Origin of the sequence: Trinickia sp. LjRoot230, from assembly GCF_964253315.1 — a bacterium.
Classification (GTDB): domain Bacteria; phylum Pseudomonadota; class Gammaproteobacteria; order Burkholderiales; family Burkholderiaceae; genus Trinickia.
In genome coordinates, this window is record NZ_CAXUQX020000001.1 from 3,772,930 (window position 1) to 3,789,104 (window position 16,175).

The 16,175-nt window shown below is 62.2% G+C and carries 15 protein-coding genes; 10 read left to right on the plus strand and 5 right to left on the minus strand.

All coding sequences use genetic code 11. The features are described 5' to 3' along the window. Positions 1-10: 10 nt before the first annotated feature. Both uvrA and ACSQ20_RS17180 read left to right on the plus strand, forming a co-directional pair. On the plus strand, positions 11-2,872 hold the full coding sequence (gene uvrA, locus ACSQ20_RS17175) for an excinuclease ABC subunit UvrA (RefSeq protein ID WP_436022027.1): 2,862 nt from the start codon (positions 11-13) through the stop codon (positions 2,870-2,872). A gap of 41 nt (positions 2,873-2,913) precedes the next feature. After that, entirely contained in the window at positions 2,914-3,999 is a 1,086-nt protein-coding gene (locus ACSQ20_RS17180; RefSeq protein ID WP_436022029.1) for an AI-2E family transporter, read from the plus strand. A 225-nt stretch (positions 4,000-4,224) separates the two neighbouring features. Here ACSQ20_RS17180 and purU read toward each other — a convergent pair whose 3' ends face one another. The 5 genes from purU to ACSQ20_RS17205 form a co-directional block, all read right to left on the minus strand. Continuing rightward, a complete protein-coding gene (gene purU / locus ACSQ20_RS17185; protein WP_436022031.1) occupies positions 4,225-5,094 on the minus strand; it encodes a formyltetrahydrofolate deformylase in 870 nt (289 codons plus the stop codon). Between the two features lie 20 nt (positions 5,095-5,114). After that, positions 5,115-5,993 (minus strand): NUDIX hydrolase, encoded by an 879-nt coding sequence (locus ACSQ20_RS17190; protein ID WP_436022033.1) that lies wholly within the window; start codon positions 5,991-5,993, stop codon positions 5,115-5,117. Positions 5,994-6,025: 32 nt separating this feature from the next. Then, positions 6,026-6,640 (minus strand): LysE family translocator, encoded by a 615-nt coding sequence (locus ACSQ20_RS17195; protein ID WP_436022035.1) that lies wholly within the window; start codon positions 6,638-6,640, stop codon positions 6,026-6,028. Between the two features lie 15 nt (positions 6,641-6,655). Continuing rightward, positions 6,656-7,228, minus strand: coding sequence for an adenine phosphoribosyltransferase (locus tag ACSQ20_RS17200; protein WP_436022037.1), 573 nt, complete (start codon positions 7,226-7,228; stop codon positions 6,656-6,658). A gap of 122 nt (positions 7,229-7,350) precedes the next feature. Next, positions 7,351-9,354: a cation:proton antiporter domain-containing protein gene (locus tag ACSQ20_RS17205; protein ID WP_436022039.1), complete on the minus strand. Its 2,004-nt coding sequence runs from the start codon at positions 9,352-9,354 to the stop codon at positions 7,351-7,353. Positions 9,355-9,492: 138 nt separating this feature from the next. Here ACSQ20_RS17205 and kdsD point away from each other — a divergent pair, with 138 nt between their 5' ends. The 8 genes from kdsD to ACSQ20_RS17245 all read left to right on the plus strand — a co-directional run bounded on the left by kdsD (position 9,493) and on the right by ACSQ20_RS17245 (position 16,032). Beyond that, positions 9,493-10,476, plus strand: a complete 984-nt coding sequence (gene kdsD, locus ACSQ20_RS17210; RefSeq protein WP_436022041.1) for an arabinose 5-phosphate isomerase KdsD — start codon at positions 9,493-9,495, stop codon at positions 10,474-10,476. Further along, positions 10,476-11,024 (plus strand): KdsC family phosphatase, encoded by a 549-nt coding sequence (locus ACSQ20_RS17215; protein ID WP_436022043.1) that lies wholly within the window; start codon positions 10,476-10,478, stop codon positions 11,022-11,024. Before kdsD ends, ACSQ20_RS17215 begins: the two co-directional genes overlap by 1 nt. Further along, positions 11,021-11,620, plus strand: a complete 600-nt coding sequence (gene lptC / locus ACSQ20_RS17220; RefSeq protein ID WP_436022045.1) for an LPS export ABC transporter periplasmic protein LptC — start codon at positions 11,021-11,023, stop codon at positions 11,618-11,620. The genes ACSQ20_RS17215 and lptC overlap by 4 nt, the downstream gene beginning before the upstream one ends. A 29-nt stretch (positions 11,621-11,649) precedes the next feature. Beyond that, a complete protein-coding gene (gene lptA / locus ACSQ20_RS17225; RefSeq protein WP_436022047.1) occupies positions 11,650-12,303 on the plus strand; it encodes a lipopolysaccharide transport periplasmic protein LptA in 654 nt (217 codons plus the stop codon). Beyond that, positions 12,300-13,106, plus strand: coding sequence for an LPS export ABC transporter ATP-binding protein (gene lptB, locus ACSQ20_RS17230; RefSeq protein WP_436022049.1), 807 nt, complete (start codon positions 12,300-12,302; stop codon positions 13,104-13,106). Before lptA ends, lptB begins: the two co-directional genes overlap by 4 nt. Before the next feature lie 160 nt (positions 13,107-13,266). Beyond that, the gene (locus ACSQ20_RS17235) at positions 13,267-14,772 is read left to right on the plus strand and encodes an RNA polymerase factor sigma-54 (protein ID WP_436022051.1); all 1,506 of its coding nucleotides are present in this window, start codon (positions 13,267-13,269) and stop codon (positions 14,770-14,772) included. Positions 14,773-14,942: 170 nt separating this feature from the next. Beyond that, positions 14,943-15,299: a ribosome hibernation-promoting factor, HPF/YfiA family gene (gene hpf / locus ACSQ20_RS17240; RefSeq protein ID WP_436022053.1), complete on the plus strand. Its 357-nt coding sequence runs from the start codon at positions 14,943-14,945 to the stop codon at positions 15,297-15,299. Between the two features lie 277 nt (positions 15,300-15,576). Further along, positions 15,577-16,032: a PTS sugar transporter subunit IIA gene (locus ACSQ20_RS17245; RefSeq protein ID WP_436022055.1), complete on the plus strand. Its 456-nt coding sequence runs from the start codon at positions 15,577-15,579 to the stop codon at positions 16,030-16,032. Positions 16,033-16,175 lie beyond the last annotated feature (143 nt).

Below are 16,175 nucleotides of genomic sequence, written 5' to 3' on the forward strand. Positions count from 1 at the left end.
CTGCCAGGTTATGGAACAGATTCGCATCCGTGGAGCCCGCACCCACAACCTGAAAAACGTCAATCTCGACCTGCCAAGACATCAGCTCATCGTGATCACGGGCCTGTCCGGCTCGGGCAAGTCGTCGCTCGCGTTCGACACGCTTTACGCCGAGGGGCAGCGCCGCTACGTCGAAAGCCTTTCGGCCTACGCGCGTCAGTTCTTGCAGTTGATGGAAAAACCCGATGTCGATCTGATCGAGGGGCTCTCGCCGGCCATTTCGATCGAGCAGAAAGCGACGTCGCACAACCCGCGTTCGACGGTCGGCACGGTCACTGAAATCCACGATTACCTGCGCCTGCTCTACGCGCGCGTCGGCACGCCCTATTGCCCCGATCACGACATTGCACTGGAGGCGCAAAGCGTCTCGCAGATGGTTGATGCGGCACTCGCACTAACCGAGGACACGAAGCTGATGATCCTCGCGCCCGTGATCGTGAACCGCAAGGGCGAGCACGCGGAACTCTTCGAGCAGATGCAGGCGCAAGGCTTCATCCGCTTTCGCATCCGCTCGGGCGGCGGCACGGCGAATGAAGGCTCGGCCGTCATCTGTGACGTCGATTCGCTGCCGAAGCTCAAGAAGAACGACAAACACACGATCGATGTCGTGGTCGACCGCCTCAAGGTGCGCCCCGATATCAAGCAGCGCCTGGCCGAATCGTTCGAGACGGCGCTGCGCTTGGCCGACGGGCGGGCGATTGCGCTCGAAATGGACACCGAGCGCGAACATATGTTCAGCTCGAAATTCGCCTGCCCGGTGTGCTCGTATTCGCTGCCCGAACTCGAGCCGCGGCTCTTTTCGTTCAACAACCCGATGGGCGCGTGCCCCGATTGCGACGGCCTGGGCCAGATTACGTTTTTTGATCCGAAGCGGGTGGTCGCTTATCCGTCGATTTCGCTCGCGGCTGGCGCGGTCAAAGGCTGGGACCGGCGCAATCAATTCTACTTCCAGATGCTGCAAAGCCTGGCGGCGTATTACGAATTCGATATCGACGCGCCGTTCGAAGATTTGCCCGAAAAAATCAGGAAGCTGATCCTGCTCGGCTCCGGCAAAGAGACGATCCCCTTTTCCTATATCAATGAACGCGGCCGGGCGACGGTGCGCGAGCACGTATTCGAAGGCATCATTCCGAACCTCGAGCGGCGCTATCGCGAAACAGATTCGGCCGCGGTGCGCGAGGAACTGGCCAAGTACCAGAATAATCAGCCCTGCCCTTCATGCGAAGGCACGCGGCTGCGCCGCGAAGCACGCTTCGTGCGGCTCGGTACGAACGAGCAAGCACGCGCAATCTACGAAATCAGCGGTTCGCCGCTGCGCGACGCGCTCGGCTACTTCCAGACGCTGTCGCTCGACGGTGCGAAACGCGAGATCGGCGAGAAGGTGGTCACTGAAATCGTCGCTCGGCTGATGTTTCTGAACAACGTGGGGCTCGACTACCTTTCGCTCGAACGCAGCGCCGATACCCTCTCGGGCGGCGAAGCACAGCGCATCCGGCTCGCCTCGCAGATCGGCTCGGGCTTGACGGGCGTGATGTACGTGCTCGATGAACCCTCCATCGGCCTGCATCAGCGCGATAACGACCGCCTCATCGCCACACTCAAGCATCTGCGCGATCTCGGCAATTCGGTGATCGTCGTCGAACACGACGAAGACATGATCCGCATGGCCGACTATGTCGTCGATATGGGCCCCGGCGCCGGCGAACACGGCGGCATGATCGTCTCGCAGGGCACGCCCGACGAAGTGCAGGCAGACCCCGCTTCGATGACCGGCCAATATCTGGGCGGCATGCGCCGCATCGAATTTCCGGACGAACGCAAGGACCCGGGCGAACGGCGCTTGCGTATCGTCGAGGCGCACGGCAACAACCTCAAGCATGTCACGCTCGATCTGCCGGTCGGCCTGTTGACCTGCGTGACGGGTGTCTCGGGCTCCGGTAAATCGACGCTGATCAACGACACGCTCTATAACGCGGTCGCCCAGCATCTGTATGGGTCATCGACCGAACCGGCGCCCTACGAATCGATCGAGGGGCTTGAGCATTTCGACAAGGTGATCAACGTCGATCAATCGCCGATCGGACGCACGCCTCGCTCGAATCCGGCCACCTATACAGGCTTATTCACACCGATCCGCGAACTTTTTGCGGGCGTGCCGGCCGCCAAGGAGCGCGGCTACGATCCGGGACGGTTCTCGTTTAACGTGAAAGGAGGCCGCTGCGAAGCCTGCCAGGGCGATGGCGTGCTCAAGGTCGAAATGCACTTTTTGCCCGATGTCTACGTGCCCTGCGACGTGTGTCACGGCAAGCGCTACAACCGCGAAACGCTCGAAGTGCAATACAAGGGCAAGAACATCAGCGAAGTGCTCGAGATGACCGTCGAGCAGGCGCATCAGTTCTTCAGCGCGGTACCGGTCATTTCGCGCAAGCTCAAAACGCTGCTCGATGTCGGCCTCGGCTATATTCGTCTTGGGCAATCGGCCACGACGCTGTCGGGCGGCGAGGCCCAGCGCGTGAAACTGTCGCTTGAACTTTCGAAGCGCGATACAGGACGAACACTTTATATCCTTGACGAACCGACGACGGGCCTGCACTTTCACGATATCGCGCTTTTACTCGAAGTGATCCATCGGTTACGCGATCATGGCAATACCGTCGTCATCATCGAGCATAATCTCGATGTGATCAAAACCGCCGACTGGGTAATCGACCTCGGTCCCGAAGGCGGCGCGGGCGGCGGACAGATCATCGCGCAAGGCACGCCCGAGAAAATCGCGAAATCGAAGGCGAGCTTTACGGGGAAATACCTAGCGCCGCTGCTCGAGCGACGCTAACACGGCATCGCCTTCCGAACTGGCTGGAGACAACAGGCGTCATGGTCAAGCGCAACGAAGCACCGCAAGATTTACCGGTACGGGAACCGTCGCCGCGCCCCGTACGGCTCACGAGCGATATGAGCCTGCCGAGGTTGTCCGCGGTGGAAATAGGCAGCTATCTGGCCGCGCTCGTCGGCATGTGGGCCGTCTTGCATCTGCGCCTGCTGGCGGCCTTGCTCGCCGGCATGCTGATCTACCAGCTCGTGCATATGATCGCGCCCGTCGTCGAACGTCATATGTCGAGCCAGCGCGCGCGCTGGCTCGTCGTGGTGATCCTCGCGGGCGTGCTGGTGGGCGGCTTGACGAGTCTTGCCATCGCGATGATCGAGCACTTCGAGCATACGGTGCCGAACATCCAGAATCTGCTCGGGCAAGTCATGCAGATCGTCGAGCAGGCCCGCACGCGCACGCCCGATTGGATCTCAGCGATGCTGCCCATCGACGCCGCGCAAATGAAGGAGAAGGCCGGCTCGCTCGTGCATTCGCACATGGCGCAATTGCAACAAGGCGGCAAGAACGTCGCGCGCGGCTTCGGACACGTGCTGTTCGGGATGATCATCGGCGCAATGGTGGCCATTACCGTCGAGCGCCACGTTCAACGCTTGCCGCTGTCACGCGCGTTCGCTACGCGGGTCGGGCGCTTTGCCGACGCATTTCGTCGCATTGTCTTCGCGCAGATCAAAATCTCGGCGATCAACGCGGTTTTCACGGCGCTTTATTTGTTGATCGCACTGCCGCTCTTCCATCAGCGGCTGCCGCTGTCGAAGACGCTCGTGATGGTGACCTTCCTGGTCGGCCTGTTGCCCGTGGTCGGCAACCTGATCTCCAACACGCTGATCGTGGCCGTTTCGCTCTCGGTGAGCCTGCCGACAGCGCTCGCCTCGCTGTGCTTTCTCGTGGCCATTCACAAGCTCGAGTATTTCCTGAACGCACGCATCGTCGGCGGGCAGATCGAAGCCCGCGCGTGGGAGCTGTTGCTTGCGATGCTGATCATGGAAGCGGCGTTCGGCATACCTGGCCTCGTTGCCGCGCCCATTTTCTATGCGTACGTCAAGCGCGAGTTGATTTATTTGCGGTTGATTTGAGGGCACGGACGGCTATCGACTTGGTGGCCGGTTCATTGATGCGGCACGCGCAACCAGCACACGCCGCGCGCTACCATGCCAACTCCGCGCCACCGGCGTTGCCAAACTCGCCCATTACGAGCGCATCATCGCCTGCCTCAGCGACGCCTTTGCTCGCGTCGTCCCATCCGACGCGCGCTTGCTTATGCGGTCGACGAATTACCTGAGCGTCGTCTTCAACTTCTATCACCGAAACACCACCGTCTTCTTATCGTTGAGCACGATCCGATGCTCGACATGCCACTTCACGGCGCGCGCCAACGTCACGCACTCGACATCGCGTCCGATCGCGGTCAACTGATCGGGCGTCATGCTGTGATCGACACGTTCGACTTCCTGCTCGATGATCGGGCCTTCGTCGAGATCGGTCGTCACGTAATGGGCGGTCGCGCCGATCAGCTTCACACCGCGATCGAACGCTTGGTAATAAGGCTTCGCACCTTTGAAACTCGGTAGAAAGGAATGATGAATATTGATCGCGCGGCCCGCGAGTTTCTGACACAGCGCGGGCGATAACACCTGCATATAGCGCGCAAGAACGACCAGATCGGCCTCGCTTTGCTCGATCACTTCATACACACGTGCTTCTTGCGCGGCTTTCGCTGCCGCCGTCGATTCCGTCAACGCGAAATGATGAAACGGAATAGCGTAGCTCGCGGCTAATTGATAGAAATCCTTGTGATTCGAAATGATCGCGGGAATCTCGATCGGCAATTGCCCGGTACGATAACGAAACAGCAGATCATTCAAGCAGTGGCCAATCTTCGACACCATGATGACCACGCGCGGCTTGGTCAATGCGTCGTGCACCTCCCAGCGCATCGCAAACTGCTCGGCGAGCGGCGCGAAGGCTGCGCGCAGTACCTCGAGGCCCGGATCGCCGCCCACTTGCTGGAAATGCACGCGCATGAAGAATTCGCCCGTGCGGCTATCGCCGAACTGCGCCGAGTCGAGAATATTGCTGCCACGCTCATAGAGAAAACCCGACACGGAATGCACGATACCGGGCCGGTCTGGGCACGACAGTTTGAGAATAAAGCTGTGATCGGTCGACATGACCTAAAAACTCCTTTTGTTTATTCGATTGCGCGTGAGCTCGATGTCGCCGAGGGCGGCGCAAAGAGCGCATCGATGCCGGCACATGCATGCTGGTCGATCCACCGGTGCCGCAGCAGGCTATCGAGCGAGGCAAGACTGGCATCTACCGTCATCGCCCCTTCTTCGATCCACCGTGCGACTTCGTCGATGCGAGCCAGGCGGTGCTCGCTGACTTCGCCGTCTTGGTTGTGCGGGACAAATTCGGCCGGCAGCGGCAAGTCGTAGACGAAGATCTGCTCGGCCTGCGTGCCTTCCGGCAGCGACTGCAGCACATGAAAGGTGCGTCCGCTTACCGCCGACGCGGACAGCGCCGCATCGATGCCCGCTTCCTCCCAGCATTCCTTCGCGATCGTCGCTTCGATACCGAGCCCCCAGCCGATGCCGCCCGCCACGACGTTGTCGAGCATGCCGGGGTCCGTCGCCTTGCTCGCGCTGCGACGCGCGATCCAAAGCTGCGGCGCGCGATCGGCGTATTTTACGATGCCGTTCAAGTGCACCGCGTAAGTCATGGTGCCGAAAAAGCGCGCAGCGGCACGTTCGATATAGGCAAGCGGGGCATCGTCGAATGCGTTGCGAACGGCGTAGATCTCGTCGCGCCAGCCGCGGATGCAACCGTTAGCCGCGAGTGCACCGATGACGCTGGCAAGCGCTGCCGAACGCGTGTCGGCATTCGCATCGAAGCGTGCGGCGAGCGTGACGCGCGACGCCTCGACGGCAAATACGTCAGGCCAGTGCGCGAGGTGCGCCAGATCCGTCTCGCGAATCCAGCCGACTTGGCACCCGGCGAGCCAAAACGGACGATGGGCGCGCACATCGAAACGGCGCGCGGCGACGATGCAAGGCAGCAAGGTATTCACGTGCGTTTCATGTTGATGTCCGCTCGATGCGCTTAGTCGCGCAACGCGACGCGCAGGCCTAGCACGATAAATGTGGTGCCAGCCAACCGGTCGAGCCAGATGCTGATGCGCGGACGGCGCCTGAGCGACGAGCCGATCGCCGCAGCAGCCAAGCCGAACAGCGAAAAGACGGCGACGGTTTGCATCATGAACAACAGTCCGAAGCCAATCATTTGCACAGCGACGCTGCTCGAGCTGGCCGAATCGATGAATTGCGGCAAAAAGACGATGAAAAAGAGCGTGACTTTCGGGTTCAGCATGTTGCCGATCACGCTCTGCCGAAAGACCGTCAAAAGCGGCTGCGGCGGCCGTGCATGCGCTTCGCTCAAGCCGCGGCTCGTCAGCGCTTTCACGCCGATCCAGATCAGATAGGCCCCGCCCGCGAGCTTGACGAAATGAAACGCGAGCGGCGCTTCGCGCAACAGCGCGGCGACGCCGAGCGCCGCCAGCGTCGTATGAAACGCCACGCCCGCTGCGAAGCCAAGCGCGGCAACGACGCCCGCCGTGCGACCTTGCGAGATGCCGCGTGCGATCACCTGCAGATTATCGGGGCCGGGTGCGACGGTAATCGCAATCGACGCGGCGAGAAAGAGCGCGATATGAGTCATGATTCGAGCGTTTCGTCAGTGACCAGCGAACTCGGCGATCGTAAAAAGCGACACGCCATTGTCGCGCAGCAGCTTCGAGCCGCCCAGATCAGGCAGATCGATGATCGCCGCGGCTTCGACCACGACGGCGCCAAGCCGATCGAGCAGCCTCTTGCCGGCCATCATGGTGCCGCCGGTGGCAATCAAGTCGTCGACGATAACGAAGCGGTCCCCCGCCTGGCAAGCATCTTCATGAACTTCAACCGTTGCGCTGCCATATTCGAGCGCGTACGACTCCGACATCGTGCGATACGGCAGCTTGCCGCTCTTGCGGATCGGCACGAAGCCGGCGTTGAGCTCATAGGCGACGATGGGCGCGATGATGAAGCCGCGCGCGTCGAGCCCCGCGACGTAGTCAAGCCGTGCTTCGACATAACGCTCGACGAAGAGGTCGATCAACATGCGCAGCGTCTTCGGACGTTGCAAAAGCGGCGTGATATCGCGAAACTGCACGCCGGGGATGGGCCAATCGGGGACCGTGCGAACTTGGCTTTTGATGAACGCAGCCGGATCAAGCGGCGTATCGGCCGGCACGGGCGCAAAAGACATGGGGTTTCTCCGCAACGAAAATCGGCTCGCCGATCGGCTTGCCTCGCGGGCGGTTCCGATCGATCAACAATGAATAGGCAACGTGCAACATGCGCACAGCGTGCGCCAACGCTCAGCCGGCATCAAACCGTCGCGGCGCCGGCACGGCGGTTCTTCGAAAGACGCTCCTCGGCCAGTGACAGCGCTTCGGGCGGTCCGCGCAGCACAACGATGTCAGCGGCGCGCAACTTCGTTTCCGGCCCCGGCTCGACGCCGCGAATACCATGGCGGCGGATTGCCGTGACTTCGACACCCAACTCGGCCAAGCCCAGCTCTTCGAGCGTGCGGCCGACCGCCTCGGCGTTGACGTCGACCGGCACCGATTGTAGCCGCACCTGCTCGTGGCCGTCCTCGTCGCTGACATCGTCGGCGCCGCGAAAGTAGCCGCGCAGCAGGCTGTAGCGCGCGTCGCGCATCTCTTCGACCCGCCGCACCACGCGCCGCATCGGCACACCCATCAGCACGAGCGCATGCGACGCGAGCATCAGGCTGCCCTCGACGATCTCGGGAATGACCTCGGTCGCGCCGGCAGCGAGCAGTTTCTCGAGATCGGCATCGTCGACGGTGCGCACGATGGCCGGCAACGCCGGCTCCAATTCGTGCACGTTGTGCAGCACGCGCAGCGCCGAAGGCGTATTGGCGTAGGTGATGGCAACCGCGGCCGCACGGTGAATGCCGGCCGCCACCAGCGATTCGCGTCGCGCCGCGTCGCCGAACACCACGGACTCGCCGGCCGCGCCGGCGGCCGCCACGCGATCGGGATCAAGATCGAGCGCGACATAGGACAGCCCCTCGTGCTCGAGCATCCGCGCAAGATTCTGGCCCGAGCGCCCATATCCACAGATGATTACGTGCCCCTGCTGACGCAGGCTTTGCGTTGCGATACGCGTCATTTGCAGCGACTGCTGCATCCATTCCGTCGACGACAGACGCAGCACGATGCGATCGGCGTTCTGAATGATGAGCGGCGCCGCGAGCATCGAGAGCAGCATCGACGCAAGAATGACTTGCAGCAGGATCGGGTCGACGAGATGTTTGTCCTCGACGAGATTGAGCAAAACGAAGCCGAATTCGCCCGCCTGGGCAAGCCCGAGGCCCGTGCGCATTGCGACGCCCGGCGTGGCGCCGAAAAGCCGCGTGAGCCCGGTGATCATCGCCGCTTTGAACAGCACAGGGCCGACCAGGAACGCCAGCACCAGCAACGGATGATCGATCAGCACGCGCGGGTTCAGCAACATGCCGGTGGTCACGAAAAAGAGGCCGAGCAAGACGTCGCGAAACGGCTTGATATCTTCTTCCACTTGATGCCGATACGGTGTTTCTGCGATCAGCATGCCGGCGATAAACGCACCCAATGCTAGCGACAGCCCGAATTTATCGGTGATAAACGCCGCACCGAGCGTGACGAGCAACAGGTTCAAAACGAAGAGTTCCTGCGAGCGACGCCGCGCGACGACGTTGAACCAACGCGTCATGAACCGCTGCCCGACAATCAGCAACAGCGTCAGCACGACGACGATCTTGAGCGCGGCCATGCTGAGCGTCGCGGCCAGATCGCGTGTCTCGCCGCCAAGCGCCGCAATGACGATCAGCAGCGGCACCACGGACAGGTCCTGAAACAGCAACACGCCGAAAATGTTGCGACCGTGCTCGGTCTCGATCTCGAGCCGCTCGGCGAGCATCTTGCTGACGATGGCCGTCGACGACATCGCCAATGCACCGCCCAGCGCGACGCACCCTTGCCAGGGCACGTGCATCCAGCGCTGAAAAGCGAGGCCCAGCAGCACCGCGACAGCGACTGTGCCAATCACCTGCAGCAAGCCGAGCCCGAAGACGAGCGTTTTCATCGCCCTCAGCTTGGCGAGCGAGAACTCGAGCCCGATCGAAAACATCAGGAAGACGACGCCGAACTCGGCCAAATGCTGCGCCCGCTCGGCGTCGGGTGCGATCCCAAGCGCATGCGGCCCAACGACGATGCCCACCGACAGATAACCGAGCATCGGCGGCATGTTCAGATAGCGAAACAGCACGACCCCGACCACCGAAGCGAGTAGCAGCAGGAGCGTCATCTCGAGGGGGGATATCACGTGCGAAGCGTCCTCGTGGGTCTGCGGATGAGCGCCGCGCGTTGGAAGATGGACGTGCCGCCGCGGAGCGCCGCCGAGCCCGGCTGGAAAGGTCGAGCGGCGACGGGGTGCGGCGAACGCCTTTGTTATACTCCGCGAATGATAGCGAAAATCAATGGCGACCGGGCGGTGGCGCTCGCCCGGCACGTGCTCGAAATCGAAGCAGATGCCGTACGTGCCTTGCAGGACCGCATCGACGAACACTTCGTCGCTGCGATCGATTTGCTGCTCGGTTGTCGCGGCCGCGTGGTCGTGTCGGGCATCGGGAAGTCGGGGCACATTGCGCGCAAACTGGCTGCGACGCTTGCCAGCACAGGCACGCCGGCGTTCTTCGTGCACCCGGCGGAAGCCCATCACGGCGACCTCGGCATGGTGGCCGCCGACGACGTCTTCATTGCGATGTCGAATTCGGGCGAATCGGAAGAGCTCGTCGCCATTTTGCCGCTCGTCAAACGCATCGGCGCGAAACTGATCGCGATAACCGGGCGCCCCGACTCGAGCCTCGCCAAACTCGCCGACGTGCATTTGAATGCCGGCGTCGAAAAAGAAGCATGTCCGCTGAACCTTGCGCCGACGGCGAGCACCACCGCCGCACTGGCGCTCGGCGACGCGCTCGCCGTCGCGGTGCTCGATGCGCGCGGCTTCGGGCCTGACGATTTCGCGCGCTCGCATCCGGGCGGCGCACTCGGCCGGCGCTTGCTCACCTACGTGCGCGACGTCATGCGCACGGGCGACCAAATGCCGCAAGTGCCCATCACGGCCACCTTGCGCGATGCGCTGTTCCAATTGACGGCCAAGCGCATGGGCATGACGGCCATCGTGGACGACAGCGCACGCGTCGCCGGCATCTTTACCGACGGCGACTTGCGCCGCGCGCTCGAACGCACGGGCGACTTTCGCGATTTGCCGATCGCCGAGGTCATGACGCGCGCACCGCGCACGATCGGCGCCGATCATCTCGCGGTGGAGGCGGTCGAACTGATGGAGCGCCACCGCATCAACCAGATGCTCGTTGTCGACGATGCGGGCAAGCTGATCGGCGCGCTGAACATGCACGATCTCTTTTCGAAGAAGGTGATTTGATGACCGCAGCGCCTTTGACCGGAGCCGAACGCGCGAGCCGCGTGAAGCTGATGATTTTCGATGTCGATGGCGTGCTGACCGACGGCAGTTTGATGTTTACCGCCGAGGGCGATCACATGAAGTCGTTCAATTCGATGGACGGCCATGGTCTAAAGCTGTTGCGCGAGGCGGGCATCGAAACCGCGATCATCACCGGCCGGCGCTCCGACATCGTCGAGCGGCGTGCGCAGGAATTGCGCATTTCGCACCTTCATCAAGGCGCCGGCGACAAAGCCGCCGTGTTCGTCGAACTGTTGCGCGCGACGGGGCTCTCGGCCGACGCCTGCGGCTACATGGGCGACGATTGGCCCGATCTGGCCGTGCTGACGCGATGCGGCTTCGCGGCGGCTCCAGCCAATGCGCATCCCGACGTGATCGCCCGCGCCCATTGGGTATCGGAGGCCCGCGGCGGATACGGCGCGGTGCGCGAAGTGTGCGACACCATTTTGCGCGCTCAGCACCGCTACGAGGCGCTGCTCGCAGCCGCTTGCGGGATGCACAACACATGAACGCATCACGCCTGAGCTCGTTGCTTTCGCTGGCCGCGATGGCCGCGCTTGCGGGCGGCACCTATTGGCTGCTGCAGGCCACGCGCCCACCCGCCGCAGCCAACATCCCCGCTCCGAAGACGCATTCGCCTGACTATTTCGCCGAAAACTTCTCGATCTCGGAGCTCGATCAGTCGGGCACGACGCAGTACCGGCTCACGGCCACGCGCATGGTGCATTACGAAGACGACGACAACAGCGATCTCGTGCGCCCGGCGATGCGCGCTTTCCAACCGGGCAAGCCGGTGGTGACGGCCACGGGCGAGCGCGGCAAGGTCAACGCCGATGCTTCGATCGTCGATCTCTACGATAACGCGCGGATCTTGCGCGTGGCCGGCGCCGGCGACCCGGAGATGCAGGCCGACTCATCGCACTTTCGCGTGCTCGTGGACGACGATGTGATCGAGACAGAAAAGCCGGTTAAACTGCGGCGCGGCCAGTCGATCATGACGGCCAGCGCGATGAACTACAACAACGTCACCCGAGTGATGCAGCTGTTCGGCAATGTGCGTGGCGCCATCGCGCCTTCGGCCCTGTCGGGCGGCGCGTCGAAATAACCGGGCTGATTCCAACATAGCGTGAGCGCATGAACGAATCGTTCCTCCTTTCCGAGTATCACCGCGGACGCATTCGCATCGCAGCGGTATTGCTTGCGCTTGCGTGCGCCGGCGTAGCGCCGGCGGCGCAGGCGGAGCGCGCCGACCGCGACAAGCCGCTCAACGTCGAGGCGGACAACATGACCTACGACGATCTCAAGCAGCTCAACATTTTCACGGGGCACGTCGTCGCGACGAAAGGCACCATCGTCATCAAGGCGGACCGTGTCGAAGTCCGGCAAGATCCGCAAGGTTACCAATACGCGAAGGGCACGATGACAGGCCATGGCCTGGCCTACTTCCGGCAAAAACGCGATGGCGTCGACGAATACATCGACGGCACGGCCGAGCGAATCGATTACGATGGCAAGCAGGACTTGACGACGCTGACGACGAACGCAACCGTGCGCCGTTTGCAAAGCCTGTCCACGGTAATGGACCAAGTGCATGGCAGCGTCATCACTTACGACGGCCAAAAAGATTTCTACACGGCCCGCGCCGGTCAGGACGTGGCCGGCCCCGGCAACCCGGGCGGACGCGTCCGCGCAATGCTGGCGCCACGCAGCGGTACGCCGGCGCCGCTTGACGGCGGCTCGGCGACACTCGCGCCCGCCACCCGAATTCAAGGGACTCCGCAGCAGTGAATACGCTCTCCAGCAGCACACGAGCGGCCGATGCCGCGCACGAGCACGAATCCACCCGCAAAACGAGCTCGCTCGTCGTACGGAGTCTGCGCAAACGCTACGGCTCGCGCACGGTCGTGAAAGACGTTTCGCTCGACGTGAAAAGCGGCGAGGTGGTTGGGCTGCTCGGGCCCAACGGGGCGGGCAAAACGACGTCGTTCTACATGATCGTCGGGCTCGTGCCGCTCGATGCGGGCGAAATCACGCTCGACGGCCGCTCCATCAGCTTGATGCCCATTCACAAGCGCGCGGCGCTCGGCCTGTCGTATTTGCCGCAGGAGGCATCGGTATTTCGCAAGCTGACCGTGGAACAGAACATTCGGGCCGTACTCGAGTTGTTGTCGGACGAGCACGGCAAGCGGTTGACGAAGGCCGCCATCGAAGCGCGCACCGAAGCGCTGCTCGACGAATTGCAGATCGCGCATCTACGGGAAAACCCGGCGCTTTCCTTGTCCGGCGGCGAGCGCCGGCGCGTGGAAATCGCTCGTGCGCTGGCAACCAATCCGAGCTTCATCTTGCTTGACGAGCCGTTTGCCGGTGTCGACCCGATCGCCGTGCTCGAAATCCAGAAAATCGTCAAATTCCTCAAGCAGCGCAACATTGGCGTGCTGATCACCGACCATAACGTGCGCGAAACGCTGGGTATTTGCGATCACGCTTACATCATCAGTGACGGCAGCGTGCTTGCCGCCGGCGCGCCCAGCGACATCATCGAAAACGAAAACGTACGCCGCGTCTATCTAGGCGAACATTTCCGTATGTGATCCGGCTGTGATGCGGCTGGCCTCGTCGAGGCCGCCGCTTTTACGGGGTCGTTTAATTTCCGCCAGCGAATCGATCGAGCGCCGGCCGCCGGAGCGCCGGGCTGCTCGCGGCGAGGTTTCGCGCGCGTGGCAAAGTCTCTACAATGAAAACCTACTTGCCATGAAAGCCAGCCTCCAACTCCGCCTGTCGCAGCATCTTGCGCTGACCCCACAACTGCAGCAGTCAATCCGACTGCTGCAGTTGTCGACGCTCGAACTCCAGCAGGAAGTGGCGATGGCGGTGGCGCAAAACCCGCTGCTCGAAAACGAAGACGAATGGATTGCGAGCCCGTTGCGGGTCGCTAGCGACGGCACGGTGATCGCCCAAGTGCCGACATCGACCGCACCCGAGCCAATGAACGGCGTCGCACCCAGCAGTTCGTCGGAGCGCAGCGAGAACGGCGAGCCGGCCGGCGTCGACGAATATAACGGTGCATCATCGTCCGATAATTCCGAGGCATCGCAATGGAATCTCGACGATTACGGGCGCTCGTCGACACAATCCGACGACGACGACCTCCCGCCGCTGCAAATCCACGAATCGACCACGACGCTGCGCGATCATCTGATGGCGCAGCTCGGTGTCACGCAAGCGAGCCCGCGCGACCGCGCGCTGATCACGTTTCTGATCGAAACACTCGATGACGACGGTTATCTGACGGCCACGCTCGATGAAGTGCTCGCCGATATGCCGGAAGAGCTCGATGTCGATCAGGACGAACTGAACGCCGCGCTTGCGTTGCTGCACAGCTTCGATCCGGCCGGCGTGGGCGCGCGCTCGGCGTCGGAATGCCTGCGCCTGCAATTGCTGCGGCTGGAAGACACGCCCACGCGCAAGCTCGCGCTCGAAATCGTGGCGCACCATCTCGAGTTGCTGGCCGCGCGCGATTTCACGCGGCTCAAAAAGCAGTTGCGCACGACCGACGACGCGCTGCGCGAGGCGCATGCGCTGATCCGCTCGCTCGAGCCGTTCCCGGGCGCCGCGTACGGCAAGACCGAGGCGGACTACGTCGTGCCCGACATCATGGTGAGAAAAACGGTGCACGGTTGGGTTGCCGAACTGAACCCCGAGGTGATGCCGCGGCTGCGAATCAACCATCTGTACGCGAATATCCTGCGCAATAACCGGGGCGACCCGGGCAGCGGATCGTTGCGCCAACAATTGCAGGAGGCGCGCTGGCTCATCAAGAACATCCAGCAGCGCTTCGAGACAATCCTGCGTGTGGCCCAGGCCATCGTCGAGCGCCAGAAGAACTTCTTCGTGCACGGCGAAATCGCGATGCGCCCCTTGGTTTTGCGGGAAATAGCTGATACGCTGGGCCTACACGAATCGACGGTCTCGCGCGTAACCACGGGCAAGTACATGCTCACCCCCTTCGGGACGCTGGAGTTCAAGTACTTCTTCGGCTCGCACGTTTCGACCGACACGGGGGGGGCGGCCTCGTCCACGGCGATCCGCGCGCTGATCAAGCAACTGATAGGAGCAGAAGACTCGAAAACGCCTCTTTCAGACAGCCGCATAGCCGAACTGTTGGCGGAACAAGGATTCGTGGTGGCGCGCCGAACAGTCGCCAAATACCGCGAAGCCCTCAGAATCCCCGCAGTGAATTTGCGTAAGTCTCTGTAGCTCACCGCTTGAAAGCGGGGGGCATTTACCGGCCGCGATGCTGTTGGCGCTAAGGCCGGCCGATACGACTCGCCGCTCATCAATCACGCGGGGTGATGTTCGAGCGGGCCGCTCCCGACCGGTTGAGCCGCACCAATGGGTGTCAGGCGGCCATTCGTTTGGAGAGCACTATGAATCTGAAGATCAGTGGACGCCATCTCGAAGTCACGCCTGCGTTGCGCGAATATGTGATTACCAAGCTGGACAAGGTGCTACGACACTTCGATCAGGTAATGGATGGCAACGTGGTCCTCTCGGTCGACAATCAGAAGGAAAAGGACAAGCGGCAAAAGGTTGAAATCAACCTTCATCTAAAGGGCAAGGATATCTTCCTCGAAAGCGCCAACGGCGACCTCTACGCTGCGATCGATCTGATGGTCGATCGGCTCGATCGACAGGTCGTACGTCACAAAAGCCGCATTCAAGAACATCAGCACGAGACTATCAAGCATCAGGAAGCCCCGCTGGGTGTACAGCCGCAGCCGTAAAGGCGCCGAGCCTCCCCGCGAAACCGCCCGCATGGGCGGTTTTTTCATGGTCCGGCCGGCACGATGCGCGGCGCGCCAATTGCAGCATAGTGCGTGCACGGTCACCTTGGCGCGGTGCAACATTCAACGGGGCTGCTTTATAATGTGTCGGTTATTTGAACGGCAGCCGGCCAGTCGCCTTTCACGGCACGGGCCACGAGTCCGACCGTCAAGGTCGAGAATGGACAACCAGTCAGTTGCCGCGAGGAGCGCCCAGGCGACGCGTTAGCCTGCCAACATGAATCGTTTAGCCAAATTTCTTCCTCTCGAAAACGTCGTTATCGGGCTTTCCGTCACCAGCAAGAAGCGCGTGTTCGAGCAAGCGGGGCTGATTTTCGAAAACCAGAACGGAATTGCGCGCAGCGCAGTCACCGATAACCTGTTCGCACGAGAGCGTCTCGGCTCGACCGGGCTCGGCGAAGGTGTCGCCATTCCGCATGGCCGGATCAAGGGGCTCAAGCAGCCGCTCGCGGCCTTCGTGCGGCTCGATCACGCCATTCCGTTCGAAGCCCCCGACGGCCAGCCCGTCTCGCTGCTCATCTTTTTGCTCGTGCCCGAGCAAGCCACCCAGCAGCATCTCGAGATCCTTTCCGAGATCGCACAATTGCTTTCCGATCGCGAAACGCGCGAACGTCTGCACACCGAGTTGAGTCCCGAAGCGTTGCACAGGCTGCTCACCCAGTGGCACCCTTGAAATAGCGACGGCTTCGCGTCTGGTGCGCGAGGCCGCGCGGTGCGGCGCGCCAGGCGCCGCCGGCATGGCAGTAACGAAGCCCGGCAGCCCAGCTCCGATGTAGTTCATCGGCCGGCGGGCCGCCCATTAGGAGTCACGGATTC

Coding starts and splice junctions, on each gene's coding strand:
- uvrA (WP_436022027.1), top strand. CDS start 11: ATGGAACAGATTCGCATCCGTGGAGCCCGCACCCACAACCTGAAAAAC.
- ACSQ20_RS17180 (WP_436022029.1), top strand. CDS start 2,914: ATGGTCAAGCGCAACGAAGCACCGCAAGATTTACCGGTACGGGAACCG.
- purU (WP_436022031.1), bottom strand. CDS start 5,094: ATGTCGACCGATCACAGCTTTATTCTCAAACTGTCGTGCCCAGACCGG.
- ACSQ20_RS17195 (WP_436022035.1), bottom strand. CDS start 6,640: ATGACTCATATCGCGCTCTTTCTCGCCGCGTCGATTGCGATTACCGTC.
- ACSQ20_RS17200 (WP_436022037.1), bottom strand. CDS start 7,228: ATGTCTTTTGCGCCCGTGCCGGCCGATACGCCGCTTGATCCGGCTGCG.
- kdsD (WP_436022041.1), top strand. CDS start 9,493: ATGATAGCGAAAATCAATGGCGACCGGGCGGTGGCGCTCGCCCGGCAC.
- ACSQ20_RS17215 (WP_436022043.1), top strand. CDS start 10,476: ATGACCGCAGCGCCTTTGACCGGAGCCGAACGCGCGAGCCGCGTGAAG.
- lptC (WP_436022045.1), top strand. CDS start 11,021: ATGAACGCATCACGCCTGAGCTCGTTGCTTTCGCTGGCCGCGATGGCC.
- lptA (WP_436022047.1), top strand. CDS start 11,650: ATGAACGAATCGTTCCTCCTTTCCGAGTATCACCGCGGACGCATTCGC.
- ACSQ20_RS17235 (WP_436022051.1), top strand. CDS start 13,267: ATGAAAGCCAGCCTCCAACTCCGCCTGTCGCAGCATCTTGCGCTGACC.
- hpf (WP_436022053.1), top strand. CDS start 14,943: ATGAATCTGAAGATCAGTGGACGCCATCTCGAAGTCACGCCTGCGTTG.
- ACSQ20_RS17245 (WP_436022055.1), top strand. CDS start 15,577: ATGAATCGTTTAGCCAAATTTCTTCCTCTCGAAAACGTCGTTATCGGG.